Below are 23,337 nucleotides of genomic sequence, written 5' to 3'. Positions count from 1 at the left end.
GGGGACGCCCATCTCGAATTCCCCTCGGACTCCGACTGGGATACTTCCATGTATCATATACAGAAAGATGACGGGATACTGATTTTGGCGTATTACTTTGATTGACGGAGTGGACATTTTAATTGCCCCCGTCGTCTACGGCCCGCTAATGGGCGACTCTCAGTCCCCGTCCGGTTCACCCTCCGGCCCGGGGACCGTCGTCGAGACCACGTTCGAGGTATCAAACCAGGCGTATCCGTTCATCGGCGTGACCGAAGAGATGGACTGCCGGGCCGAACTCGAACGGATGCTGCCCCGCGGGGCAGACCGCTACGCCGAGTTCTTCACGTTCGTCGGCGTCGACCCCGCTCGTGTCCTCCAGTCCGCGGACGGTCGGGGAATGGTGGAGCCCCGGCTCGTCGCCGAGTACGAGAGTGGCGGCCTGTTCGAGTTCGTGGTCTCCGACTCCTGCCCCGCGTGGAAACTGGCACAACTCGGTGCCGTCCCCCAGACCGTCGTGGGCGAGGACGGCACGGGCCGCATCACCGCGGAGATTCCTCGGGACACGGACCCGTCGGCGGTCGTCTCGGAGTTCGTCGAGGCCTATCCCACGGCGGAACTCCTGGTGAAGCGGCGGTCCGACGAGATTACGCCGCTTTTCACGATGGAACAACTCGAACTGGCGGTCGAGGAGGCGCTCACGGACCGGCAGCAGGAACTCCTCCTCGGTGCGTACGAGGCCGGCTACTACGACCGGACCAGCGACGTCACCGGCGAGGAGATCGCCGCCGAGTTCGACATCAGTTCCACGACGCTCTCACAGCACCTCGCCGCTGCCGAGCGGAAACTCGTCTCCGTCTTCGTCGACGACGTTATCGACTCCCGCTCTACTTGAGGCTTCACGGCTCCCTTCACGTCTACACGGTCGCATAGCTCGTCGGTTTGCTTCGGAAGGATGTTGCGTGGGTGCAGTTCCGATGACACGGGTTCGCGGTGCTCACCGTGTCATCGACGTCACGCTCACTGTGTTCACGTGACCCTCAAGGGGAGTGCACCTGCACTCGCCTCGGCGGCTTCAGCCGCTTCGGTTCGCGGGCAACGCCCGCACTGAGTGCGTGGGGCCTGTTTTGAACTTCCGTTACTTCGCTTCGTCGTCGGCCTGCGGCCGACTGCCTGCGAGACCGGTGGTCTCGCATCGCTCGTGACAGCGTTCGCGGTCTGCTCTGCAGACCGCTCACTCCTGACCCCGACGGAACAGCGCTACTGCCGTCGCTCGTGGATTTGCTCCGGTAGGATGTTGCGTGGGTGCAGTCCCAAGGGGAATGCACCTGCACTCGCCTCGGCGGCGTCGCCGCCTCGGTTCGCGGGCAACGCCCGCACTGAGTGCGTGGGACCGGATTTGAACCGGCGGACCCCTACGGGACAGCGCCCTCAACGCTGCGCCGTTGGCCTGGCTTGGCTACCCACGCACTGCGTCTCTGTGTCCGCATTGAATCGATTTCCCTTGGTGGGTAAAAGGGCTTTCCTTTGGCGCCGACGGGGTCGGAAAACGGCCCACGGGTGGCAGCTCCCAGTCAGCTCCAACGGAAGCGGGTCTTTGAAATACCAGGCAGCTACTACCGGTCATATGCCCAAATACTCGACCGGCGGTGCGGGTGGCGGCGCCGGTGGCAGTTGCGAACTCTGTGGCGCGGACGTCGACGACCTGCGAACGGCCAACGTCGCCGGGGCACAGCTCGAGGTCTGCTCGGACTGTGCCCGCCACGACGAGACGGCTGGCGGGTCCAGCGACGAGAGTTCCGACCGGGACGAGACCGACCGCAAGCGCCGCGCGGCACAGAACACTGCCCGCGTCAACGACGCGCGGACCGGCGATTCGTCACACTGGGAGGAGGACGGCACGAACTACGAGGACGACCAGCTCCCCTATCTGGTGCCCGACTACGGGAAAGTGCTCACGGCGGCCCGACAGGACGAGGGGCTCCAGATCGAAGAGCTCGCGAACGAACTCGACATCGAGGAGTCGGACCTGCTCGCCATCGAACAGGGCCGCGCGACGCAGGCGGGCGTCGGCGGCTCCGTCGTCGCGAAGCTCGAAGACCACCTCGACATCGAACTCTCCGAATCCTCCTGACCGACGAAGTCCCTGCTCTTTTTGCCGCGGGCGAGCCGACATACGTCCATGGAACTCTCCGCCGAACAGGCGGCGATCCGCGACACAGTCCGGGAGTTCGCCGTCGAGGAGATCAGACCGACCGCTGCCGAAACCGACGCCGCGCAGTCGTTCCCCGAGGACGTCTGGGACGGCCTCGCCGAACTCGACCTGACGGGACTGACCGTCCCGGAGGAGTACGGCGGCTTCGACGCGGGCCGGCTCACCTACGCCATCGTGAACGAGGAGGTCGCCTACGGCGCGCTCTCGGTCGCGACGGCGCTGTCGGTGCACTGCCTCGCGACCTCCTGTATCCGCCAGTTCGGGAGCGAATCGCTCCGCGAGGAGTGGCTCCCGGAGATGGTCGACGGCCGGCCGGTCGGGGCGTTCGCGCTCTCGGAACCACACGCCGGCTCGAACCCCGCGGAGATGACGACCCACGCCCGCCGCGAGGGCGACGAGTACGTCATCGACGGCACGAAACAGTGGATCACGAACGGCGAGCGCTCCGGCGTCGTCGTCCTCTTCGCCAGGACTGACCCCGAGGACCCGGGCTCGGTCACGCAGTTTCTCGTCCCGAAGGACACGCCCGGACTGGAGGTGGGGAAAAAGGAGGACAAACTCGGCCTGCGTGCGAGCGACACGACGACGCTCGTCTTCGAGGGCGCGCGAATCCCCGCCGAGTACCGGCTGACCGAGGAGGGCCGGGGCCTCGCGGCAGCGCTGTCCATCCTGACCGGCGGCCGCATCGGCATCGCGGCCCAGTCCGTCGGGCTGGCGCAGGCGGCACTCGACGAGGCGACAGCTTACGCCGCCGAGCGCGAGCAGTTCGGTCAGCCGATCGCCGAGTTCCAGGCCATCCAGCACAAACTGGCGGAGATGGCGACGACGGTGAAGGCGGCGCGGCTGCTGACCCGGGACGCTGCGCGGCGGGACGACGCCGGCGAGAGCGTCCGGATGGCCGCGAGCATGGCGAAGTACTTCGCCAGCGAGGGCGCGGTGGACGTCACGAACGAGGCCGTCCAGATTCACGGCGGCTACGGCTACACCACGGACTTCGACGTGGAGCGGTTCTTCCGTGACGCGAAGATCACGACCATCTACGAGGGGACGACGGAGATTCAGAAGGGCGTCATCGCCGACGAACTCCTCGACGGCTAACAGGTGACCAGTAGGGCTAATTGGGACCCCGTCTTACCGATGGCCGTGACCGACTACGATGCGTACGTCTACGATCTCGACGGGACGCTCGTGGAGCTGGCCGTGGACTGGGACGAGGTAGCGACGGACGTGGCCGCCGTCCTGCGGGCCCGCGGGGTCGACGTGTCCGACGCGACCCTCTGGGATATGCTCGAACTGTCGGACGAGACCGGCTACCGGCGGCCGGTCGAGGAGGCTATCGCCGAGCACGAGCGCGAGGGCGCGCGAACGGCTCGCCGGCTCGCGCTGGCCGACGAACTCCCCCGGGACCGTCCCGTCGGGGTCTGCTCGCTGAACTGCGAGGCCGCCTGCCGGATCGCGCTGGAGCGGTACGGCCTCGACGGTTCCGTATCCGCTATCGTCGGCCGCGACTCCGTGGCGACGCAAAAGCCCGACCCGGAACCGTTGCTGGCGACCATCGAGGCACTCGGTGCGATGCCGGAACGGACGCTCTTCATCGGTGACTCGCCGCGGGACGAACGGACCGCGGAGCGCGCGGGGTCGGCTTTCGTCTACGCGACCGAGTGGCTCGACCGCTAACTCTCGCCGCGTGTCCCTTCGTCGCGTGCTCGGTCCGTGGTTTCGCGCTCGCTCTCACTGTCGGTCGTCGTGTCTTCGTCTCCGTCTCTCGCCCGTCGCGCGTAGAGGAAGACGGACAGTGCCGTCAGGAACCAGACGATAGCGCCGACGCGGACGGCGAAACTGACCCGTGCCTCCCAGGTGGGAAGCGGGGTGGTGGCCGAGAGGACGGCGACGACGGGCGCGCCGACGATGATGGTGCAGACGAACGTGACCTGCATCACCCAGCCGTAGTCGACGCCCGCTCCGTCGACCGGCCCCGCGGCTTCCTCGCCGTCGTCGACACGATGTGGCACGTCCGACGGTCGGGACGGCGTCGACAAGCCTCTTGCGAACGCGTCGGGCCGTTCGGATACGTTTACAGTACTGGGCTGTCAGGTGACCGGTATGCCCACGGTCGCGGAGATTCGCGAGATGGCGGGCGAGGAGCCGATCACGATGCTGACGGCCTACGACGCCGTCACGGCGGAAGTCGTGGACGAGGCCGGCGTCGATATCACCCTCGTCGGTGACAGCATGGGGAACGCGGTGCTGGGCTACGACTCGACGCTCCCGGTCACCGTCGACGAGGTGGCGAGCCGGACCGGGGCGGTCGCACGCGGCACCGAGGAGGCACTCGTCGTCGCCGATATGCCCTTCCTCTCGGTCGGTGTCGACGAGGCCGAGAGCATCGAACACTGCGGGCGGATGCTCAAGGAGGAGGGGGCCCAAGCGGTGAAAATCGAGAGCGGCCCCCACACCGTCGAACTGACCGAGCGGCTCGTGAACCTCGGGATTCCGGTGATGGCACACCTCGGGCTGACGCCGCAGTCGGTCAACCAGGTCGGCGGCTACACGAGACAGGGGACGAGCGAAGAGGCCGCCCGCGAAATCGTCGACCTGGCCGAGCGCCACGAGGCGGCCGGCGCGTTCTCGCTCGTCCTCGAACACGTCCCGGCGAACCTCGCCGAGGCCGTCACGGAGTCGCTCGACATCCCCACCATCGGTATCGGCGCCGGGCCTGACTGCGACGGGCAGGTGCTCGTCATCAACGACGTGGTGGGGCTGAGCGACTGGGTCCCGCCGTTCGCCGACGAGTTCGGGGACGTCCGAAGCGAGATGGAGGCCGCGGTCGACGAGTACCTCGACGCCGTCGAGGGCGGGCAGTTCCCGGCTGCGGAACACAGCCACCACGAGGACGACCTGGACGAACTGTACTGAGCGGTCGAGCGTGAGTCGCCGGGGAGAGCGACATCGCGGCCGACTCAGAGTCGGTTCAGGAAGATATCGAGCGCGCCGTTGAACGCGTCGGGCTGTTCGAGCATGGCGAGGTGGGCGGCGTCGGTGATCGTGACGACACCCGCATCGGGGATCTGTTCCGCGAGGTACTCGTGGAACTTCGGCGGCGTCAGCGAGTCGTGTTCGCCGACGACGGCGAGTGCCGGTGTCTCGAGTTCGTCGAGGCGGTCCCGCACGTCGAACGCGTGACAGGAGAGGAAATCCCGCTCGGTGACGGCCCGACCGACCGCACGCATCGCCTCGGTCGACTGGGCGACGGTCTCCTCGTCCGGGTCGTGAAAGAGGAAGTCCTCGCCGTGCAGGAAATCGATGGCGCGCTCGAAGTCATCGGCGAGCCACTCGCGGAGGTCACCGTGGACCGAGAGCTTCGCGCCCGTGCCCGCGAGGACGACCCCGACAGGGTCGATGCCGTCGGTGAGCAGGAGGTGGAGGAGGACGGCCCCGCCGAGCGAGTTCCCGACGAAGACCTGCGCGCCCGTGTCGCGGGCCACCGCTCGCACGTCCTCGGCGTAGGCGTCGAGCGTCTCGATTCCGGCCTCCGTGTCGATGTCGTCGGACTCGCCGTGCCCGCTGAGGTCGAGGGCGACGGCTGGGTAGTCGTTCTCCCGCCGCCCGTACTGCTCCGCCCAGATTTCGTGGGTCCCGCCGCTCCCGTGGACGAACAGTACCGGCGGGGCCTCGTTCCCGAAGTCGGTCCGTCGATACGCCGTCTCCCTTCCGTCGTGGTGTACCGTCTGCATACCCCCGCATTCCGGTGAGAGGCGGATAAACCCCGGGTGTGGCCCGTGCCCGCAAGGAGCAACCTCGAACCGCATTACGACCTGAAATCCACCGTACCGACGCCGTTTGCCGGTTTCTGGGCGATAGGTTTAAATAGTAGCACGACTAACTTGGAGTTAGTATGACTGAAAGACAGCAGTTCGTCGACGAGCAAGGGCCGGTGGCCCGTATGGAGTACGCGGACGACACGACCGTGCTCGCGGCGGACGTCGGTCCCGGCCGTGACGCGACCGTCGACCTCGTGGGCGACACCGCCATCGTGGTCGTCGGCGACGAGCAGTACGAGTTCGCGGTCCCCGACGGGGACGCGCAAGCGTTTATCAGAAACGGCGTGCTCACTGTCGAGGTGGAAGGATGAAACTCACCGTCAAGCCCCTGAAACAGAAGGACGCGGGCCGCGGCCTCGCCGCCGTCGACCGCGCAGCGATGCGCGAACTCGACCTCGAGAACGGCGATTACGTGGTCATCGAGGGCAAACAGAACGGCCGCGCAGTCGCGCGGGTCTGGCCCGGCTACCCCGAGGACGAGGGGCAGGGCGTCATCCGGATCGACGGCCAGCTCCGCCAGGAGGCCAACGTCGGTATCGACGATACCGTGACCATCGAGGCGGCAGACGTCCAGCCCGCCACGTCGGTCACCGTTGCACTGCCCCAGAACCTCCGCGTGCGGGGCAACGTCGGCCCCCACATTCGGAACAAACTCTCCGGGCAGGCCATCACGAAGGGACAGACCGTCCCCTTCTCGCTCGGTCTCGGCCCGCTCTCGTCGATGTCCGGGCAGAAGATTCCACTGAAGATCGCGGACACCGACCCCGAGGGGACGGTCGTCGTCACCGACTCGACGGACATCCAGGTGAGCGAGAAACCCGCAGAGCAGATCGCGGGCGAGGGCGCGGCCGGCGCGGCCAGCCCCGACACGCCGAACGTCACCTACGAGGACATCGGCGGCCTCGACGACGAGCTCGAGCAGGTCCGCGAGATGATCGAGCTGCCGATGCGCCACCCCGAGCTGTTCCAGCAGCTCGGCATCGAGCCGCCGAAAGGCGTCCTCCTCCACGGGCCGCCGGGCACCGGGAAGACGCTGATGGCGAAAGCCGTCGCCAACGAGATCGACGCCTACTTCACCAACATCTCGGGCCCCGAGATCATGTCGAAGTACTACGGGGAGTCCGAAGAGCAACTGCGTGAGGTCTTCGAGGAGGCCGAGGAGAACTCCCCGGCTATCGTCTTCATCGACGAGATCGACTCCATCGCTCCAAAGCGCGGCGAGACCTCCGGCGACGTGGAACGCCGCGTCGTCGCCCAACTGCTCTCGCTGATGGACGGCCTCGACGAACGCGGCGAGGTCGTCGTCATCGGCGCGACCAACAGGCTCGACGCACTGGACCCCGCGCTGCGCCGTGGCGGTCGCTTCGACCGCGAGATCGAGATCGGCGTCCCGGACAAGGACGGCCGCAAGGAAATCCTGCAGGTCCACACCCGCGGGATGCCGCTGGTCGACGAGATCGACCTCGAATCGTACGCCGAGAGCACGCACGGCTTCGTCGGCGCGGACCTCGAATCGCTGACCAAGGAGTCCGCGATGAACGCGCTCCGGCGCATCCGGCCCGAACTGGACCTCGAATCCGACGAGATCGACGCCGAGGTGCTGGAGCGCCTGACCGTCACCGAACGGGACTTCAAGGAGGCGCTGAAGGGCATCGAGCCCTCGGCGCTCCGCGAGGTCTTCGTCGAAGTCCCGGACATCTCCTGGGACCAGGTCGGCGGACTGGAAGGGACCAAAGAACGGCTCCGGGAGACCATCCAGTGGCCCCTGGAGTACCCCGAGGTGTTCGAGACGATGGACATGGAGTCGCCGCGGGGCGTCCTCCTCTACGGCCCGCCGGGGACGGGGAAGACCCTGCTCGCGAAGGCCGTCGCCAACGAGGCCCAGTCCAACTTCATCTCGGTGAAGGGACCGGAACTGCTGAACAAGTACGTCGGCGAGTCCGAGAAGGGCGTCCGTGAAGTGTTCGAGAAGGCACGGTCGAACGCACCGACCGTCGTCTTCTTCGACGAGATCGACTCCATCGCGGGCGAACGCGGCCGCAACGCCAGCGACTCCGGCGTCGGCGAGCGCGTGGTCTCGCAGCTACTCACGGAACTCGACGGCATCGAGGACCTGGAGGACGTGGTCGTCATCGCGACCTCGAACCGCCCGGACCTCATCGACTCCGCACTCCTGCGCCCCGGTCGCCTGGACCGGCACGTCCACGTGCCCGTGCCCGACGAGGAGGCCCGCCGCGCCATCCTCGAGGTCCACACCCGCAACAAGCCGCTCGCGGACGACGTGGATCTCGACAAGATCGCCCGCACGACCGAGGGCTACGTCGGTGCCGACCTCGAAGCGGTCGCCCGCGAAGCCTCGATGGCCGCCTCCCGGGAGTTCATCAACAGTGTCTCCCCGGAGGAGGTCGGCGAGAGCGTCGGGAACGTCCGCGTGACGATGGCCCACTTCGAGGACGCCCTCGAAGAGATCAACCCCAGCGTCACCGAAGAGACGCGGGAGGAGTACGAACAGATCGAGGAACGCTTCGAGCGCACCGAGGCCGGCGTCGACGAAGACCCGGTCAGCCGGACGTTCCAGTAGAAGTACCTTTTTTCGCCTCGGGTGCGCGAAGCGCACCGCTCGGCGAAAAAATCTACGCTAAAAAAGCGGAACTCGCGCTCCGCGCGAGTTCCGTGACTCTTACTTGTAACCGCACGGCACTGCACCGACTCAAACCCCGCTCCCGAAACCCGCCCGGTAATCAGTCGTCGTCGGCCGTCGGCGTCGCCGTGTCGGGTCCGCTCTCGGTGAAACCGGCCTCGCTGGCGACGGCCGCACGCGCGGGCTGGAAGACCCAGGCGGCCAGCAGGACGATGGGAATCATCGTGACCGCGACCACCGAGTAGCCGGTGTGGAGGTTCGGCAGGAACGGCGCCGAGTAGATCAGCGGGTAGACGATCCCGCCGACCGTACCGATTCCACCGACGACGCCGGCGACGGCCCCGGAACTGTTCGGGAACATCGCCGGCACCTGCGCGAAGATCGCGCCCTCCGAGAACGCACAGCCCATCCCGACGAGGAAGCCAGCGCCCACCGCGATCATGACCTGCCCCGAGAGACCGGCCAGCGTCATCCCGAGCATCGTCAGGACGACGAAACACAGCGACACGAACGTCCACTGCTCGCGGTACCGCCCCGTGAAGAACGGAATGATGTTCGTCTCCTTCCGCGCGACGAGGTCACTGACGTAGCCGCCGATGGGCCGCAGCAGGCCAGCGGCCACCGAGAACGTCGCGGCGAACGTACTCGCCAGCACGAGGTTCTGCGTGTTGAACCCCTCGCGGTAGTAGGTCGCCAGCCAGCCGTTCATCGACAGTTCCAATCCGAACGTCATCACGTACGCCAGCGCCAGCACGACCGTCCCGTAGCGGGTCGCGGTGTAGAACCACCCTCTGAAACTGGCGCTCTCCTTGGTCGCCTGCCGCTTCGCTGACGATTTCGCTGCCTCACCGAGCGTGTAGTAAGCAATGGCGAGGAAGATGGCGACGACGCCCGTGTAAAAAAAGGCGGCCCGCCAGTTCGTCGAGAACAGCGGCCCGTTCCACCCGGTGCCGAACACCCGCGGGAGGATGAGGGCACCGCCGGCAGCGCCGGCGTTCCCGATGCCGGCGTAGATGCCCTCCGCGAGGCCCAGTTCTTCCTCTTCGAACCACTCCGAGACGTGCTGGATGCCGATGACGAACGTGATCCCTGCGGTGGCGACGATGAGCCGCTCGATGAAGAACACGGTGTAGCTCTGGGCGAACGCCGAGGCCATCGAGAAGACCCCGACGTACGTCAGGACGATGGCGAAGACGGTCGGTGCGCCGTATCTATCGGAGAGCCAGCCCGTCAGGATGCGGCCGAACGGCGCCAGCCAGATCGCCGCGCTCGCCAGGATGCCGATCTCGGCCAGCGACAGCCCGAACTCCTCGGCCATCGGCCCCGTGAACGGCGCAAACGAGAACCAGATCAGAAACGAGAAATTGAACCCGACTGTCGCCAGCACCAGCGTCCGCCACTTCGTCATCCGAATCATGCGTCCACCTCCGCCTCGCTCCGCCAATCGGGACGGTCACTGGCCCGGCTTCTGTCCACCGTTTCGCTACCATTCTGAATGCACGGCCACGTCATTACAGATAATATGGACGTGAGGGTTTCCAATAACCATATTCGTTTACGAAAACCAAAATTATTGCGGACGCGGTGGACGACCGACCAGTCCTTCGTCTGGTACCGTCTCCTTAAGGGTTTTGTACGTTTGCGTTTGCGCGGCTTTATTCTCCGATTGTGCAGTTTTGACTGGGAAGGTGCCGTCGCTCGAACCCCCATTTCGCGAAAATCCCTGTCAGTTCCCGCCGATCCGTGGGACCCGGTGCGCGGCGCGCTCTGTCGCTTATTCGTACCGGAGTGCCTCGATAGGGTCCACTCGCGTCGCGCTCCAGGCCGGGTAGACGCCGGCGAGGACGCCGACGAGGAGGCCGATTCCGATGGCGACGCCGACCCAGACCAGCGGGAGCGCGAGCGGGAGATCGGCGTAGACCGTCGCGGCGTACCCGCCGGCCACACCGAGCGGGACACCGACAACGGCACCGAGCAGGCCGAGCAGGACCGATTCGACGAGGAACAACTGGAGCACGTCGCGGTCGGTCGCGCCGACGGCCTTCATGATGCCGATCTGCTTGGTCCGCTCGCGCACGGAGACGAGCATGATGTTCGCGATACCGATGGCCCCGACGATGAGGGAGATGACGGCGATGCCGGTGACGAACTGTGTCAGGCGGTTCACGACGTTCCGGATGCGCTGGACGATGTCCTCGTTCGTCCGGGCGCCCACCGTGTAGGACTCCGGAGCGAGCCGTCGCGCGTCGCTGTCCGCGCTGTCGAGGTACTGCTGTGCGCGTTCCTTGACTGCCTGTGTCTCGGTGGGGTCCTCGGCGACGACGGTCACCTGGGGATAGACCCGCTGGGTGACGCCCTGTGTCGGGCTCTCGACGACGGTGTCGTAGGACTCGGTGCTGACGTAGAACCGCGGCTGTGCGCCGAACCCGGAGAGGGGGTTGACCGACGCGTTCGCGGCGAGAATCCCGACGACGGTGACGTTCGCCGAGGCGCCCTGCTGTCTCGTTACCGTCACGCGGTCACCGACCGAGAGGTTCTCGGCGAACAGCCGTGCGGCGGGTTCGTTGACCACCAGTTCGCTCTCGTTCGCGCCGAACGGCCCGCCCGCGACGAACGTCGTGCCCTCGAACAGTGCCGGCGAGGTGGCGACGAGTTCGTCACGTGCGATGGTCTGCCCGTTCGCTTCGAGCGCCGAGATGCCGACGGTCCCGCGGGGGATGACCCGCTCGACGCCCTCCAACCGTTGCAACTGGGAGACGTCCCACTCGGTGAACACGGGCTGTGAGAGCGCCGCTGGCGGCCCCCCTTCGTCCTCGGGTTCGGCGACGAGGAAGACCCGGTTCGCGGGCGAATCGCCGAACTGCCCGACGACTTCGGCCTTGACGCTCGCGCCGAGCGTGACGAACGTGATGACCGCGGCGATGCCGATGACGATGCCAAGCGTCGTCAGCGCCGACCGGAGCTTGTGGCCGCGGATGGTTCGGAGTGACATCCGCAGGCTCTCACCGAAATCCATCAGCGATCCCCCACCTGCTCCTCGCCCGCGGCGTCGGTGGTCGGCCCCGCGTCGGCGACGGACTCGATCTCCCTGACCGTCCCGTCCCTGATGTGGACGATGCGGTCGGCGCGCTCCGCGATGCGGCGCTCGTGGGTGACGAGCAGGATGGTGTTGCCCTCGGCGTGGAGCTCGCCGAACAGGTCCATGATGGTCGCGCCGGTCTCGGAGTCGACGTTCCCGGTCGGCTCGTCCGCGAGGACGATGGCGGGATCGGTCGCGAGCGCGCGGGCGATGGCGACCCGCTGGCGCTGACCGCCCGAGAGTTCCGCGGGCCGGTGGTCGGTACGGTCGGCGAGGCCGACACGACCCAGCAGGTCGCGGGCGTGGTCGAGCCGGTCGGCGCGGTCCCGGCCCTGGAACACCAGGGGGAGTGCGACGTTCTCCTCGGCGGTCAGCCGTGGCATGAGGTTGAACGTCTGGAAGACGAAGCCCACGGCACGCCCGCGGAGTGTGGCTCGCTCGCGACCCGAGAGCGTCGACACCTCGCGGCCCTCGACGCGAACGGCGCCGGCCGTCGGTGTGTCGAGACAGCCGACGAGATTGAGGAGCGTGCTCTTCCCGGAGCCGCTCGGCCCCATGACTGCCGTATATGACCCCTCGGGGAAGGTGAGGGAGACGTCTTCGAGGGCGTAGACCGGTTCGCCGCGACGGTAGACCCGGCTGACCCCGCGGAGCGAGACGGCTGTATCGTCCGCCTCGGGGCTTCGGACGTCCGTCCCGGCGCCGGCCACGTCCGCTCCAGCGGTCCTACCGCCGTCGTCCGCCGTGTCTGTCATTGTGGAAGCCAGGGGTTCCAGCGGAATGAACGTACCGCGATGGCAGTCCGGCCGACGGGGAAGGGTCGGTCGCCCGTCGACGGTCGACGCCAGTACAGGCCCGCCGGTGCTCACGACAGAACCGTTAAGGTCGCGCTTCCCTTGACTCTGGACGTGACAGACGCATCCGACAGCGGGCTTCGCGGCCTCGTCTCGGTTCGGCTGGTCGCCATCGTGAGCGTCCTCCTGCTCGCCGGCGTCGGCGTCGGCATGGCGTTCACCGCGCCAGCCGAACCGACTGCCGACGGGATCGTGACCGGCGTCGAAGAGCGGTACGACGATGCCGACAGCTACGTCGGGACGGTCGAAATCTCGGCCACCTACGAGAACGAGAGCGGGACCTACGACCGCTCCGCGACGGCACGCGTCCAGTCCCTCGCGCCGGACCGCCACCGCGTCGAGGTCCTCGCGCCCGAGCGGTACAACGGCACGGTCGCCGCGACGAACGGCTCCGCGGTCTGGGTCGCCCGCGGCGCGGGCACGGCCGCCGTCCAGCCGCTGAACGCCACCCAGCAGGACTGGCTCTCGCGGGCCAACGTCAGCGCCGCCGTCGATCGCCTCCGCGAGAACGCGACGGTCGAGAAGACCGGCACGGCGACCGTCGACGGCCACGAGACCTACGTCCTCGCGGTCACCCCGGACAACGAGAGCTACGACGCGAACGCCACGGTTTACGTCGACACGGACGACTACCGCGTCCGGAAGGTCGAGGCCGTCGCGTCCCACGACGGCGAGACGGTCCGTACGACGATGCACTTCCGTGACTTCACGTTCGGCGTCGACATCCACGAGAGCACGTTCCAGCCGCCGACCGACCGGAGCGTGGTCGTCGCCTCGCTCGACCGCACCAGCTACGACTCGCTCGACGCGGCGGCCGCCGACCTGAACTTCTCGGTCGCGACCCCGACGGTGCCGGCCGACTTCGCGGCGGATCGAGTCGTCGTCTCGCGCTACGGCGAGGACGCCACGCTGACCAGCACCTACACCAACGGCTCCGACACCATCGCCGTCATCCAGTCCGAACGCAACCCACTCTCGCGACTGGACACCGACGGCGAAACCGTCACCGTCGGCTCCGTCGAGGCGACGTACGTCGAGGTCCGTGACGCCGGCGTCGTCTTCTGGGAGGCCGACGGTCGGACCTACGCCGTCGCCGGCTCGGTGGACCGTTCGACCCTCGTCGGGGTCGCTGACTCGGTTGCCGAGTAGCGACGCCGAGCCCGCCTTTGCGCTCACTCGTAGACGAACGTGTTCAGTCGCCCGACAGCGTACCGATAACAGCCGAACGAGACGGCGAGGAGGACGGCGCTCCAGAGTCCGAGTCCGGCCAGTTGCGCGGTGAGCGCCGAGCCGCCGGTGACCGGGTCGCCGGCGAGCAGGACCGGGAGCAAGACGGCGAGGAAGCCGCCCACCGCGACGACGGTCGTCAGGAACGAGTGCCCGAGCAGGGCGACGGTCGTCGGCGTCGGCGCTTCGACCCCGCCGAAGGCACGGACGGTCTCGAAGCGTGGCGAGAACGCGCCGAGCGCCAAGGCGAGCGTACAGCTGAACGCCGTCAGGACGACCGTGGCGACGACGAGGAGGCCCACCGTCGCGGTGGGGAGTCTGCCGGGGAGACCGAACCCGACGACGCCGAGGACGGCGAGCGGGAGCCACACCAGCGCGCCGGCGAGGATTCGCGCCCGGACGAGCGTTCGCCCCGGCGAGGGCGTCGTCAACACGGCGGGGAGCATCGACCCCTCCATGCCGAGCGGGTTCAGGCCGAACGTGCCGCCGGCGACCATGGCGCCGAGGACGCCGACGAACGCCGGCGCGACCGCCCCGCCAGGGTCGGTGACCGCGATCTGGAGGATTGGGAAGGTCATGAAGAGGAAGTAGGTGAGGTGGACGAACTGCGAGGGCGCACGGAGGCCGCGGAGCCACTGCCACCATACCAGCCGCAGGGTCCGGGTGCGCGCGAGCAGGCCCGGGACAGTCGTCGTCCCGAACCGCGCTTCGCGCTCGCCCGAATCCGCGCCCGCGTCGGCGGCCGGGTCCCCGTACCAGACCCGAGGAGCGAGCCACCAGATCGCGCCGAATAGCGGCGGAATCGCCCCGAAGACCACGGCGGCCGCGAGGACCGACGCGGCCCCGGGCGTCGCGCCGAACGGCGGCACGGCGAGCAGGAAGTCGGCGTACGGGCCGACCGGAACCGCGCCGAGCGGTGCCAGCGCTCGGAGCGCCGACACCGGGTCCTCGGGGAGGAAGTAGGTGATCCCCAGGACGACGAAAATCATCAGCCCTCCGTTGAGCACTGCTTTCGAGAGGCCGCCAGCGCCGCCGACGCGCCGCAGGAGCAGTCGGCCGGCGTACCCGAGCGTGAAGCCACCGAGCAGGCCCACCGCCAGCACCGGGAGGGCACCGCTCAGGACAGTCGCCAGGAGGAGTGGCGTCCCCGCCCCGAGGGCGAACGCGGCGACCAGCAGTGCGAGGGGGGTGCCGAATATCGCGAGCACGCGGACGTACTCGGCGAGGACGAGTCCCGTCGCGACCGCCCGCGGCGAGACGGTCGTCAGGAGGAGGTCCGCGTGGTCGGCGTCACCGGAGCGGTCGATGACGCGGAGCGCGAGCAGGACCGACAGCGACCCGATCCAGGCCGTGATCTGTGCCCGGGCCAGCGGCACGACCGCGAACTCGACGCCCGTAGAGAACCGCCCGCCGGCGGTGTAGGCGCTCCCGAGAACGAGTACTGCGACCGGTGAGAGCATGGCGAGGACGAGCGCGAGCGCCGTCAGCTGCCGCGTGTCGGCGAATATCGCGCGGACGCTCCTGCGGACCTCGACGCGGGCGATCCGCACGGCCTGTCTCCCCTCCGTCGCCGGCCCGTGGGCCATCTCACTCACCCGTATCCGCGACGGCCGGCGGCTCCCACGCGCTCTCGTCGGTCACGTCGAGGAAGACGTCTTCGAGCGTCCGCTCCGTGCCGGCCGCGGCCCGGCGTTTCAGCTCCTCGGGCGCCCCCTCCGCGACGAGTCGACCCTCGTTCATCATCCCGACCGTGTCCGCCAGCTCCTCGACGACGGGGAGGATGTGTGTCGAGAGAAAGACCGTCCGCCCCTCCGCCGCGAGGTCGGCGATCAGGTCCCGGACTGTCCGCGCCGCCCGGGGGTCCAGCCCGCTCGTCGGTTCGTCGAGGAAGACCACGTCCGGGTCCTGCAGGACAGTGCCCGCCAGCGCGGTCTTCTGTCGCATCCCCTTCGAGTAGGTGCGGATGGCGTCGTCGGCGGCGTCGGTGAGAGCGAACCGCTCCAGGAGGGGTTCGATCCGCTCGCGCTCGCCCGCCGGCAGTCCCCGCAGGTCCGCGAGGTAGGCGAGTTGCTCCCGGGCCGTGAGTTCGTCGTACACCGGCGGTGTCTCGGGCAGGTATCCCACGCGGGACACGACTGCGTTGCGGTCGGTGATGGGGTCGCCCATCACCCACGCCTCACCGCTCGTGGGTTTCGAGAGCGTCGTCAACAGCCGCATCGTGGTGGTCTTTCCGGCACCGTTCGGGCCGAGAAAGCCGTAGACGGAGCCGGTGGGGATCGACAGCGAGAGGTCGGCGAGGGCGGTCGTCCCGCCGTAGGTCTTCGAGAGCGACGCCGTCTCAATCGCGAGCCCCGACATATCCTGAGTCTAACGGGCCCGAGACTCATCAATCACCCGTCCGGTTCGGCACTCGACCGCGCGGTCCCGCTCACTCGAGGCGTTCGGCCACGTCGCGTTCGACCAGCGGCGCCGCGTTCTCGGCCGGCAGGGTCACCACGTCCTCCCGCGAGAGGTCGTACTCGCGTTCGTCGACGCCGAAAATCTGCCCGACGTCGTCGGTGATTCGAACCGTCTCGCGGTCGACCGCCCGCGTCCCGCCGTCGTGGCGCGCCGGGTTCGACCGCTCGTCCTCGCCTGTCCCGTCCGTCGCGCCGGCGACCGGTCCCGTCTCGCCGTCGGTCCCGTCGCGCGGCGCGTCGGCTCGCTCCGCGTCTGCCCCGGTGGGCGACCCTCTCGCGGGGTCGTTCGGCTCCGGTTCGCCCGACCGCCCCGACGGACCCGTCGTGGAGTCGGTCTCGGCCGTCACGTCCGCGGTGCCCTCGGGCGGTGTCGGCGACGCGGCGTCCGCGGCGGCTTCGTCTTCCGGTCCCGACCCGGCCATCAGGTCGGCCGCGTCGACGCCGCCGTCGTCGGCCCGCGGTTCGGCGTCGGTCGGAGGCACTGGCTCCGCGTCCGCGGGCTCGCGGCCGTCGCGCGCCCCCGGCTCGGGCGTGCCGGATCGCGGCTCCGGGGCCGTCGTGTCGCTCGGCGGTTCCGTGTCGGTCGCCGTGCCGGATTCGGCTCTCGCCGGGGTCGCGGGCGGGTCCTCGCCGTCGACGACGCTCATGACGGTCTCGCGATTCCCCTCGATGGCCGCGACCATGCGCTCGAACAGTTCCCGTTCCTCGGCTGTCAGCCCCTCGTCCTGGGTGGGCATATCCGCGGCCGCGAAGGAAGCCATCTTGACGAGCTTCCCGACACGGCGCTCGTAGATGGCCTCGACGGTCTGTTCGGCCGTTTTGATGTCGTCGGTCAGCCGGTTCACTTCGGGCGCGTCGAACGGGTCGTCGGCCCGCTCGGCCGCGGCCTCGCGCTCGTCGCGGAGTTCCTGGACGAACTCGCCGACCTCGACGTAGAAGTCCTCGCGCAACTGCTGGAGGCTGTCGCTCTGCCGTTCGCGGTCCCGGATCGACTGGAGTTCGTCGAGATTCATCGGCTCACTCGGGCCCCTTCTCGGCGCGCCCCCTCGTCATCAGGAACACGCCGAGGTACTCTGGTACGGATTGCACTTCCTCCGGGAGTGTAAAACTATCGCCGTTCAGCTCGACCTCGCCGCCGTCGGTCACTTCCACCGTGATCTCGTGGCCGACGAACGTCTCGGGGACGGCGTCGACCAGCGGGTCGAAGGCCGCGAGTTCGTCCCGGTCGAGCCGTCGAACCGCGAGCCCGCTCCCGCCGTGGAGCGTCCCCGGCAGGCGAATCAGCCGGTTCGTGTCCGTCGTCACCGGCTCGTCGATGGGGGCGTTCTCTTTGGCGACGGTCTCGTGGACCAGCGTCTCCACGAGCGTCCGGATGCCGACCCCGCCGGCTTCGAGGTTGCCGGCCTCGATAGCCGCGCGGTTCTCCCGGATGGCGCCGTAGATGGTCGACGCGCGCCCCTCGCCGATGCCCTCCAGTTCCTGCAACCGTTCGATGGCCGCCTCGTCGTCCAGCGCCTCGATCTCCGAGACGAACTCCAGCAGACGCCGGTGGACGCGCCGCCCCCACCCGCCCTCGGTCGGGATGACCCGTGCCGTCGCGTTCCCGCGCATCTCCGTCGTCTGGAGCGTGTCGGCGTCGAGGCCGATCCCGCGCACGTAATCGACGATTTCCCGGCGGGATTCGCGGTCGAGTTCCTGGATCCCCTCGTCGCGGACGTGGACGTGGTAGCCGCGACCGCCCGAGAAGGCGACGGTCGTGTCCTCGAAGCCGAAGTCGTCGTCGAGGAAATCCAGCAGGCGCATCAGGGCGCCCTTGCACTTTTCGAGCATCTCGGCGTAGGAGTCCTCGCCGAGCGTGACGGAGGGGAGGTGGTCGGCGTCGAGGTCGAACACGAGGTCGGAGGACCGCCAGTTCTTCTCGCTCATGCTCTTCGCGCTCGGGGACTCGTAGCGGCCGGCCGAGAAGTAGACGTGGCGCGGTCGCTCGCGGGCGAGGAAGTCCTCCAGCGCGCCCAGATCGAGCAGGGACTCGTGGCGAACCATCGTCGTCCCCGGCCCCGAGGTCCAGGGGATGTAGCCCCACTCGCGCTCGTTTGCGTCGGGCGGCGGCGTGATCTCGGCGCGCCGGTAGTAGTCGCCGAACCGCCCCCGCAGGTAGGCCCGCGTTCGCTCCTCCATACTACACTGTCGGTGGACGACCGCACTCAAATGGATTGCGCTCGGGACCGATTTCGGGGCGTGCTGACACGGCGCCGGTCACCCCAGCAACCGGGAGAGCTTGTCGGTGATCCCGCTCCCGCCGGAGCCGAGTTTGAGGTAGTAGGCGTCGCCGCCGTCCTCGTAGTAGCTGTCGATCCGGCGCTCGATCTCGAAGCCGAGGTTCTCGTAGAAGCCGATGGCCTCCTCGTTGGTCGTCCGCGCGTGACAGGTGACCGAGGAGTAGTCCTCGGCGACGCGGGCGATGAGGCGTTTGCCGAACCCCTCCGAGCGATGTGCGGGCGCGACGGCGAGAAAGAGCACGTACCCGTCCCGGCGGACGGCGGCGAACCCGATCAGCTGGTCGTCCCCGACGGGGTCACGCTCCAGATAGCAGTAGACGGTCGAGCGACGGTACGCGTCCTTGAAGAAGCCGCGACGCTGCCGGAGGACGCCCTCCGCACGCCTGATCTTCTCTTTCAGAGACCAGGCCTGCTCCACGAAGTCGTCGTCCCCCGAATCGACGACCCGGCTCTCGATAGTGGCGCTCACTACCGCCGTGTTACGTGTTCAGAATCTTAACTCCACCGCCCGCGGCCACCGTCGCTGCTGTGTGAGTCGGGAGCGCGACTCGACGACACGGGAGTGCGACCGGGAACTGACTGCCGAACGACCGCCGACCGACCGACGACCGTGCCGCAACTATTTCGGTCACAGGGTGACAGGTACGCACATGCCCCTGCTGGTCCAGGACGGTCCCTCGCTGGGCGGGCGTCTCGCCGCCCGACTCCGGGACGCACTCATCACCGGCGCGGCCATCACGATCCCGCTGGTCGTGACGCTGATCGTCGTCGGGTTCGTGGTCAACTTCGTCTCGAACGCCCTCAATCCGCTCGTCACGGTCGTCTATCAGGGCCTCGGGCTCTCGACGCTCCCGCGGTACGGCGTCAAGGTCGCGGCCGGCATCACGCTGCTCGGGCTGATGATCGCCATCGGCCTCGTCGCCCAACGCCGCCCGGAAGACGACTCCTTCGAGAGCTCGTTCGACCAGATGATGGCCCGGATTCCCGGTGTCGGGTCCATCTACACCAGTTTCAACGAGATGAGCGAACTGTTGCTCGACTCCGACACCGACTCATTCCGGGACGTCAAACTCGTCGAGTTCCCCGTCGAGGGGTCCTACTCCATCGCATTTCTCACCGCCGACACGCCGGACCGGGTGGAGGACGCCGCCGGCCAGGAAGAGATGCAGACGGTGTTCCTCCCGATGGCGCCGAACCCGGTGATGGGTGGCTACGTGATCCACGTCCCCGCGGACCGGGTCGTCGACGTGGACATGACCGTTCAGGAGGGCATCCGCTCCATCGTCACCAGCGGTGTCGCTATCGACGACGGCGAGGCCCCCGCCCTCTCCGCCAGAGAAATGCAGGAACTGAGTGCCGATCCGCTGGTGAAAGAAGTGGCGGGCACGGAACCGCCGGGTGCGGGGGACCCGAGCGAGGGCGACGCCGACCAATCGGAGACGCGACAGGACCGATACGACGACGCCGTCGACCCCGAGCACGCGAGTCGGGCCGACGGGATCGCCCGCCGCGGGCGCACCGACCCGGACGACGGCACCGTCGCCGACGGCGCGCCGCGGACGCCACACGACCTCGAACGCGCCGGCGACGACACGCCCCGCGGTGACGGCCCGGAGTCGGCGGAGACGGAAACGGGGAAGGCGGCGGACGACGACAGGTCGGACACGACATGACCTTCCACCTCCGGGAACACACGGCCGACGTGGCCGTCGAGGCAACGGGCTCCGACCTCGATTCGGTGTTCGCGGCCGTCGCGGACGGCCTCGCGTCGGCCCACGTCGAATCGGTGCCGGACACGGGCGACCGCTTCTCGCTCTCCGTGACTGCCGAGGGGCGTGAGGCGCTCCTGTTCGACTACCTCGACCAACTCATCTACGAACGCGACGTGCGTGGCGTCCTCCCCGTCGACAACGACGCGACGGTGACCCGTGACGGCGACGAGTGGACCTGCGAGGCCAGCGCCCGCGGCGTCCCGCTGGCAGCCATCAGCGCCCGCGAGGTCAAGGCCGTCACCTACTCGGAGATGGACCTCTCCGAGACTGAGACGGGGTGGCACGCCTACGTCGTTCTCGACATGTGAGTGTCGCCAGGGTCGTCGGCTCCGACCACGCGATTTAGGTCCGTAGAACCGCTAGAAAACCCATGTTCAGTATTCGGCCGGGTGTGGTGGGGACTTTCTCCGGTTTCGAGGTCGCGTCGATTGTCGACGCCGTGGCACACATCCAGTACGTCACGGACGACGCCGGTGCCCCGGTCAGGGCAATCGAGTTCGCACTCCGCGTCCTCTCACAGCCCGCGAACGCCCTGCTGTTCGGTGGTGTCGCCGTACTCGGGACGCTCGGGCTGCTCGGTTACCTCTGGGTCCGGCCGACGATCCCCGACGTGGAAGTGCTCAAATCGACGCTCGACGGCTACCGGGACCTGGTCCCCTGGATGCTCAGGCTGGCGATGGGCCTCCCGCTGGTCGGTGCCGGCTTCGCCGATTACTACTTCAGCCCCGCCGTCCCGGGGTCGCCGCGCCTCCTGCTCATCGGACTCGGCTTCTGCATCCTCTTCGGCCTCGCGACCCGTCTCGCGGCCGGCGTCGGGCTCGTGGCCTACCTCGTCGGGCTCGCAGGGAACCCCGCGATGCTGCTCGCGATGGAGTACGTCCCCGGACTGCTGGCGATCCTCCTCGTCGGTCCCGGGCGACCCAGCGCCGACCACATGCTCGCTCGGATACTCGTCGCCGACGGGACGCTGCTTGGACGGTTCGGTCTCGTCTCGAAGCCGATGGGCATCGCCGAATCGGCCATCGCGCCGCTCGCAGCGTACGCCGCGACCGTCGCCCGCGTCGGCCTGGGCGTCGTCTTCGTCTATCTCGGTCTGTTCGAGAAGCTCGCGAACCCCGGCCGAGCCCTGCTCGTCGTCCAGAAATACGACCTGACGGCGATCGTTCCCGTCGATCCGGGCGCGTGGGTCCTCGGCGCCGGGCTCGCCGAGATCGCCCTGGGCACCCTCCTCATCGGCGGCCTGTTGACCCGGGCCGTCGCCGCGGGCGCGTTCGTCGTCTTCACGCTGACGATGTTCGGCCTGCCGGACGACCCCGTGCTGGCCCACGTCACCATGTTCGGCCTCGCGTCGGCCGTGTTCACGCTCGGCTCCGGCCCGCTGGCACTCGACCGGGTCCTCTCGGCGGCCGGCGACCGTCCCGACGCCGGCGACGAACTGGCCGCTGGCTCCGACGACTGACCCCCGGAGCGAAACCTATTCCGGCGTGCCCGTTCGATTCTCGGGTATGACTACCTACGATGCTAACGGCATCACCCTGGAGAAAGTCAGGGACTACGTCTGGGAGATTCCACAGGAAGGCGGCATGAACGCCCCCGCCCGCGTCCTCGCCAGCGAGGCGCTCCTGGAGGAGATTCAGGAGGACAAGACGCTCCAGCAACTGAAAAACAGCGCCCACCTCCCGGGCGTCCGCAAACACGCCCTCTGTATGCCCGACGGCCACCAGGGGTACGGCTTCCCCGTCGGCGGCGTCGCGGGCATCGACGCCGAAAACGGCTGTATTTCGCCGGGAGCGGTCGGCTACGACATCAATTGCGGGGTAAGAATGATGCGGACGAATTTGTCATACAGGGACGTTAAGGGTCGTGAAGAAGAATTAGTAACTAATCTATTTGACAACATTCCGTCCGGCCTCGGCGGGGGTGGCGTCGTCGAGACCGGCATGGACACCATCGAGGCCATCCTGGAGCGCGGGATGGACTGGGCCCTGGAGGAGGGGTGGGCCGTCGAGGACGACCTCGCCCACTGCGAGGACGAGGGCTACCGCCCGGAAGCGAACGCCGACCGCGTCTCGAAGAAAGCGAAAGACCGGGGGAAGAACCAGGTGGGGAGCCTCGGGAGCGGCAACCACTTCCTCGAAGTCCAGCGCGTGACGGACGTGTTCCGCGAGGACGTGGGCGAGGCGTTCGGTCTCGAAGAGGACCAGATCGTGGTACTCATCCACTGTGGCTCGCGGGGCCTGGGGCACCAGGTGTGTACGGACTACCTGCGGGAGATCGAGCAGGCCCATCAGGGACTGCTGAACCGCCTGCCCGACAAGGAGCTCGCGGCGGCACCGGCCGGCTCACAGTTGGCCGAGGACTACTACGAGGCGATGTGTGCGGCGATCAACTTCGCGTGGGTCAACCGCCAACTCATCATGCACCGGACGCGCGAGGTGTTCGAGCGCGTGTTCGACCGCGACTGGGAGGCGATGGACATGCACCTGCTGTACGACGTGGCTCACAACATCGCGAAGAAGGAGGTTCACGAGGTCGGGGTTGGCCCGGAGGGACAACCGACAGGCGACGGCGAAGCCGTAGACAGCGAGGAACGCGAACTGTTCGTCCACCGCAAGGGCGCGACGCGAGCCTTCCCCGCGGGGCGGCCCGAGGTGCCTGCCGCGTACAGCGACGTGGGCCAGCCGATCATCATCCCCGGGAGTATGGGGACGGGGAGCTACGTCCTGCGCGGCGGTGAGGAGTCGCTGGCGGAGACGTTCGGCTCGACCGCCCACGGTGCGGGCCGGCTGATGTCGCGGACACAGGCGAAAAACGAGTTCTGGGGCGAGGACGTCCAGGACGACCTGCGCGAGCAGAACGAGGTCTACGTCAAAGCTCAGTCCGGCGCGACCGTTGCCGAGGAGGCGCCCGGCGTCTACAAGGACGTGGACGAGGTGGTCCGGGTCTCCGACGCGCTGGGCATCGGCGACAAGGTCGCGCGGACGTTCCCCGTCTGTAATATCAAGGGCTAG

Annotated in this window: 22 protein-coding genes and 1 tRNA gene; 12 read left to right on the top strand and 11 right to left on the bottom strand. The window is 68.1% G+C overall.

Annotated elements, in window-relative coordinates:
* The first annotated feature begins 148 nt into the window (after positions 1-148).
* Positions 149-874, top strand: coding sequence for a bacterio-opsin activator domain-containing protein (locus tag MUG96_RS11655; RefSeq protein ID WP_246982892.1), 726 nt, complete (start codon positions 149-151; stop codon positions 872-874).
* Between the two features lie 489 nt (positions 875-1,363).
* Here MUG96_RS11655 and MUG96_RS11650 read toward each other — a convergent pair.
* A tRNA-Leu gene (locus MUG96_RS11650) sits at positions 1,364-1,448 on the bottom strand.
* Positions 1,449-1,606: 158 nt separating this feature from the next.
* Here MUG96_RS11650 and MUG96_RS11645 point away from each other — a divergent pair.
* From MUG96_RS11645 to MUG96_RS11635, 3 genes are read left to right on the top strand one after another with little or no spacing between them, the layout of a single operon-like run.
* A complete protein-coding gene (locus tag MUG96_RS11645) occupies positions 1,607-2,113 on the top strand; it encodes a helix-turn-helix domain-containing protein (protein WP_246982890.1) in 507 nt (168 codons plus the stop codon).
* A gap of 48 nt (positions 2,114-2,161) precedes the next feature.
* Positions 2,162-3,292: an acyl-CoA dehydrogenase family protein gene (locus tag MUG96_RS11640; protein WP_246982888.1), complete on the top strand. Its 1,131-nt coding sequence runs from the start codon at positions 2,162-2,164 to the stop codon at positions 3,290-3,292.
* A gap of 39 nt (positions 3,293-3,331) precedes the next feature.
* On the top strand, positions 3,332-3,871 hold the full coding sequence (locus MUG96_RS11635; protein ID WP_246982887.1) for an HAD family hydrolase: 540 nt from the start codon (positions 3,332-3,334) through the stop codon (positions 3,869-3,871).
* On the opposite strand, the gene MUG96_RS11630 is transcribed toward MUG96_RS11635, so the two are convergent.
* Positions 3,868-4,206 carry a DUF5822 domain-containing protein gene (locus MUG96_RS11630; RefSeq protein WP_373221703.1) on the bottom strand — a complete coding sequence of 113 codons (339 nt, stop codon included), beginning with the start codon at positions 4,204-4,206 and terminating at the stop codon, positions 3,868-3,870. The two genes, MUG96_RS11635 and MUG96_RS11630, sit on opposite strands and share 4 nt — an antisense overlap.
* Positions 4,207-4,297: 91 nt before the next feature.
* Between MUG96_RS11630 and panB the strand changes: the two genes are divergently transcribed.
* Complete coding sequence (panB, locus tag MUG96_RS11625) at positions 4,298-5,110, top strand: 3-methyl-2-oxobutanoate hydroxymethyltransferase (protein ID WP_246982885.1); 813 nt, start codon at positions 4,298-4,300, stop codon at positions 5,108-5,110.
* Between the two features lie 44 nt (positions 5,111-5,154).
* On the opposite strand, the gene MUG96_RS11620 is transcribed toward panB, so the two are convergent.
* Positions 5,155-5,928, bottom strand: coding sequence for an alpha/beta fold hydrolase (locus MUG96_RS11620; RefSeq protein WP_246982882.1), 774 nt, complete (start codon positions 5,926-5,928; stop codon positions 5,155-5,157).
* A 161-nt stretch (positions 5,929-6,089) separates the two neighbouring features.
* Here MUG96_RS11620 and MUG96_RS11615 point away from each other — a divergent pair, with 161 nt between their 5' ends.
* Complete coding sequence (locus MUG96_RS11615; RefSeq protein WP_246982881.1) at positions 6,090-6,326, top strand: DUF7127 family protein; 237 nt, start codon at positions 6,090-6,092, stop codon at positions 6,324-6,326.
* Entirely contained in the window at positions 6,323-8,596 is a 2,274-nt protein-coding gene (locus MUG96_RS11610) for a CDC48 family AAA ATPase (RefSeq protein ID WP_246982879.1), read from the top strand. The genes MUG96_RS11615 and MUG96_RS11610 overlap by 4 nt, the downstream gene beginning before the upstream one ends.
* A 160-nt stretch (positions 8,597-8,756) precedes the next feature.
* Here the strand turns inward: MUG96_RS11610 and MUG96_RS11605 are convergent, their stop codons facing one another.
* The 3 genes from MUG96_RS11605 to MUG96_RS11595 form a co-directional block, all read right to left on the bottom strand.
* Positions 8,757-10,073 carry an MFS transporter gene (locus tag MUG96_RS11605; protein WP_246982877.1) on the bottom strand — a complete coding sequence of 439 codons (1,317 nt, stop codon included), beginning with the start codon at positions 10,071-10,073 and terminating at the stop codon, positions 8,757-8,759.
* Positions 10,074-10,430: 357 nt separating this feature from the next.
* A complete protein-coding gene (locus tag MUG96_RS11600; RefSeq protein WP_246982875.1) occupies positions 10,431-11,672 on the bottom strand; it encodes an ABC transporter permease in 1,242 nt (413 codons plus the stop codon).
* Positions 11,672-12,490 (bottom strand): ABC transporter ATP-binding protein, encoded by an 819-nt coding sequence (locus MUG96_RS11595; protein ID WP_246982874.1) that lies wholly within the window; start codon positions 12,488-12,490, stop codon positions 11,672-11,674. The genes MUG96_RS11600 and MUG96_RS11595 overlap by 1 nt, the downstream gene beginning before the upstream one ends.
* Before the next feature lie 153 nt (positions 12,491-12,643).
* Between MUG96_RS11595 and MUG96_RS11590 the strand changes: the two genes are divergently transcribed.
* The gene (locus MUG96_RS11590) at positions 12,644-13,738 is read left to right on the top strand and encodes an outer membrane lipoprotein-sorting protein (protein WP_246982873.1); all 1,095 of its coding nucleotides are present in this window, start codon (positions 12,644-12,646) and stop codon (positions 13,736-13,738) included.
* A 23-nt stretch (positions 13,739-13,761) separates the two neighbouring features.
* Here MUG96_RS11590 and MUG96_RS11585 read toward each other — a convergent pair whose 3' ends face one another.
* The 5 genes from MUG96_RS11585 to MUG96_RS11565 all read right to left on the bottom strand — a co-directional run bounded on the left by MUG96_RS11585 (position 13,762) and on the right by MUG96_RS11565 (position 19,023).
* Positions 13,762-15,402 carry a hypothetical protein gene (locus MUG96_RS11585; protein ID WP_246982872.1) on the bottom strand — a complete coding sequence of 547 codons (1,641 nt, stop codon included), beginning with the start codon at positions 15,400-15,402 and terminating at the stop codon, positions 13,762-13,764.
* A 1-nt stretch (position 15,403) separates the two neighbouring features.
* Positions 15,404-16,174, bottom strand: coding sequence for an ABC transporter ATP-binding protein (locus tag MUG96_RS11580; RefSeq protein ID WP_246982870.1), 771 nt, complete (start codon positions 16,172-16,174; stop codon positions 15,404-15,406).
* 70 nt (positions 16,175-16,244) lie between these two features.
* A complete protein-coding gene (locus tag MUG96_RS11575) occupies positions 16,245-17,288 on the bottom strand; it encodes a DNA replication complex subunit Gins51 (protein WP_246982868.1) in 1,044 nt (347 codons plus the stop codon).
* A gap of 4 nt (positions 17,289-17,292) precedes the next feature.
* Positions 17,293-18,453: a DNA primase small subunit PriS gene (priS, locus tag MUG96_RS11570; protein ID WP_246982866.1), complete on the bottom strand. Its 1,161-nt coding sequence runs from the start codon at positions 18,451-18,453 to the stop codon at positions 17,293-17,295.
* Between the two features lie 78 nt (positions 18,454-18,531).
* Complete coding sequence (locus MUG96_RS11565) at positions 18,532-19,023, bottom strand: GNAT family N-acetyltransferase (protein ID WP_246982861.1); 492 nt, start codon at positions 19,021-19,023, stop codon at positions 18,532-18,534.
* A 181-nt stretch (positions 19,024-19,204) separates the two neighbouring features.
* Here MUG96_RS11565 and MUG96_RS11560 point away from each other — a divergent pair, with 181 nt between their 5' ends.
* From MUG96_RS11560 to MUG96_RS11545, 4 genes are all read left to right on the top strand, one after another.
* Positions 19,205-20,227, top strand: coding sequence for a DUF502 domain-containing protein (locus tag MUG96_RS11560; RefSeq protein WP_246982859.1), 1,023 nt, complete (start codon positions 19,205-19,207; stop codon positions 20,225-20,227).
* Positions 20,224-20,634, top strand: a complete 411-nt coding sequence (locus MUG96_RS11555; protein WP_246982857.1) for an archease — start codon at positions 20,224-20,226, stop codon at positions 20,632-20,634. Before MUG96_RS11560 ends, MUG96_RS11555 begins: the two co-directional genes overlap by 4 nt.
* Positions 20,635-20,696: 62 nt before the next feature.
* Positions 20,697-21,785, top strand: a complete 1,089-nt coding sequence (locus MUG96_RS11550) for a DoxX family protein (protein WP_246982855.1) — start codon at positions 20,697-20,699, stop codon at positions 21,783-21,785.
* A gap of 46 nt (positions 21,786-21,831) precedes the next feature.
* A complete protein-coding gene (locus MUG96_RS11545) occupies positions 21,832-23,337 on the top strand; it encodes an RtcB family protein (RefSeq protein ID WP_246982853.1) in 1,506 nt (501 codons plus the stop codon).

The organism is Halorientalis marina (assembly GCF_023028345.1).
In the GTDB taxonomy this organism is placed as follows: domain Archaea; phylum Halobacteriota; class Halobacteria; order Halobacteriales; family Haloarculaceae; genus Halorientalis; species Halorientalis marina.
Note: the sequence above shows the minus strand (reverse complement) of the source record. Positions and strands in the feature narration are given on the sequence as shown.

Bases quoted from the DNA above. Each gene is read 5' to 3' on its own strand.
- MUG96_RS11655 (WP_246982892.1), top strand. From the start codon at position 149: ATGGGCGACTCTCAGTCCCCGTCCGGTTCACCCTCCGGCCCGGGGACC.
- MUG96_RS11645 (WP_246982890.1), top strand. From the start codon at position 1,607: ATGCCCAAATACTCGACCGGCGGTGCGGGTGGCGGCGCCGGTGGCAGT.
- MUG96_RS11640 (WP_246982888.1), top strand. From the start codon at position 2,162: ATGGAACTCTCCGCCGAACAGGCGGCGATCCGCGACACAGTCCGGGAG.
- MUG96_RS11635 (WP_246982887.1), top strand. From the start codon at position 3,332: ATGGCCGTGACCGACTACGATGCGTACGTCTACGATCTCGACGGGACG.
- panB (WP_246982885.1), top strand. From the start codon at position 4,298: ATGCCCACGGTCGCGGAGATTCGCGAGATGGCGGGCGAGGAGCCGATC.
- MUG96_RS11620 (WP_246982882.1), bottom strand. From the start codon at position 5,928: ATGCAGACGGTACACCACGACGGAAGGGAGACGGCGTATCGACGGACC.
- MUG96_RS11615 (WP_246982881.1), top strand. From the start codon at position 6,090: ATGACTGAAAGACAGCAGTTCGTCGACGAGCAAGGGCCGGTGGCCCGT.
- MUG96_RS11610 (WP_246982879.1), top strand. From the start codon at position 6,323: ATGAAACTCACCGTCAAGCCCCTGAAACAGAAGGACGCGGGCCGCGGC.
- MUG96_RS11605 (WP_246982877.1), bottom strand. From the start codon at position 10,073: ATGATTCGGATGACGAAGTGGCGGACGCTGGTGCTGGCGACAGTCGGG.
- MUG96_RS11600 (WP_246982875.1), bottom strand. From the start codon at position 11,672: ATGGATTTCGGTGAGAGCCTGCGGATGTCACTCCGAACCATCCGCGGC.
- MUG96_RS11595 (WP_246982874.1), bottom strand. From the start codon at position 12,490: ATGACAGACACGGCGGACGACGGCGGTAGGACCGCTGGAGCGGACGTG.
- MUG96_RS11585 (WP_246982872.1), bottom strand. From the start codon at position 15,402: ATGGCCCACGGGCCGGCGACGGAGGGGAGACAGGCCGTGCGGATCGCC.
- MUG96_RS11580 (WP_246982870.1), bottom strand. From the start codon at position 16,174: ATGTCGGGGCTCGCGATTGAGACGGCGTCGCTCTCGAAGACCTACGGC.
- MUG96_RS11575 (WP_246982868.1), bottom strand. From the start codon at position 17,288: ATGAATCTCGACGAACTCCAGTCGATCCGGGACCGCGAACGGCAGAGC.
- priS (WP_246982866.1), bottom strand. From the start codon at position 18,453: ATGGAGGAGCGAACGCGGGCCTACCTGCGGGGGCGGTTCGGCGACTAC.
- MUG96_RS11560 (WP_246982859.1), top strand. From the start codon at position 19,205: ATGCCCCTGCTGGTCCAGGACGGTCCCTCGCTGGGCGGGCGTCTCGCC.
- MUG96_RS11555 (WP_246982857.1), top strand. From the start codon at position 20,224: ATGACCTTCCACCTCCGGGAACACACGGCCGACGTGGCCGTCGAGGCA.
- MUG96_RS11550 (WP_246982855.1), top strand. From the start codon at position 20,697: ATGTTCAGTATTCGGCCGGGTGTGGTGGGGACTTTCTCCGGTTTCGAG.
- MUG96_RS11545 (WP_246982853.1), top strand. From the start codon at position 21,832: ATGACTACCTACGATGCTAACGGCATCACCCTGGAGAAAGTCAGGGAC.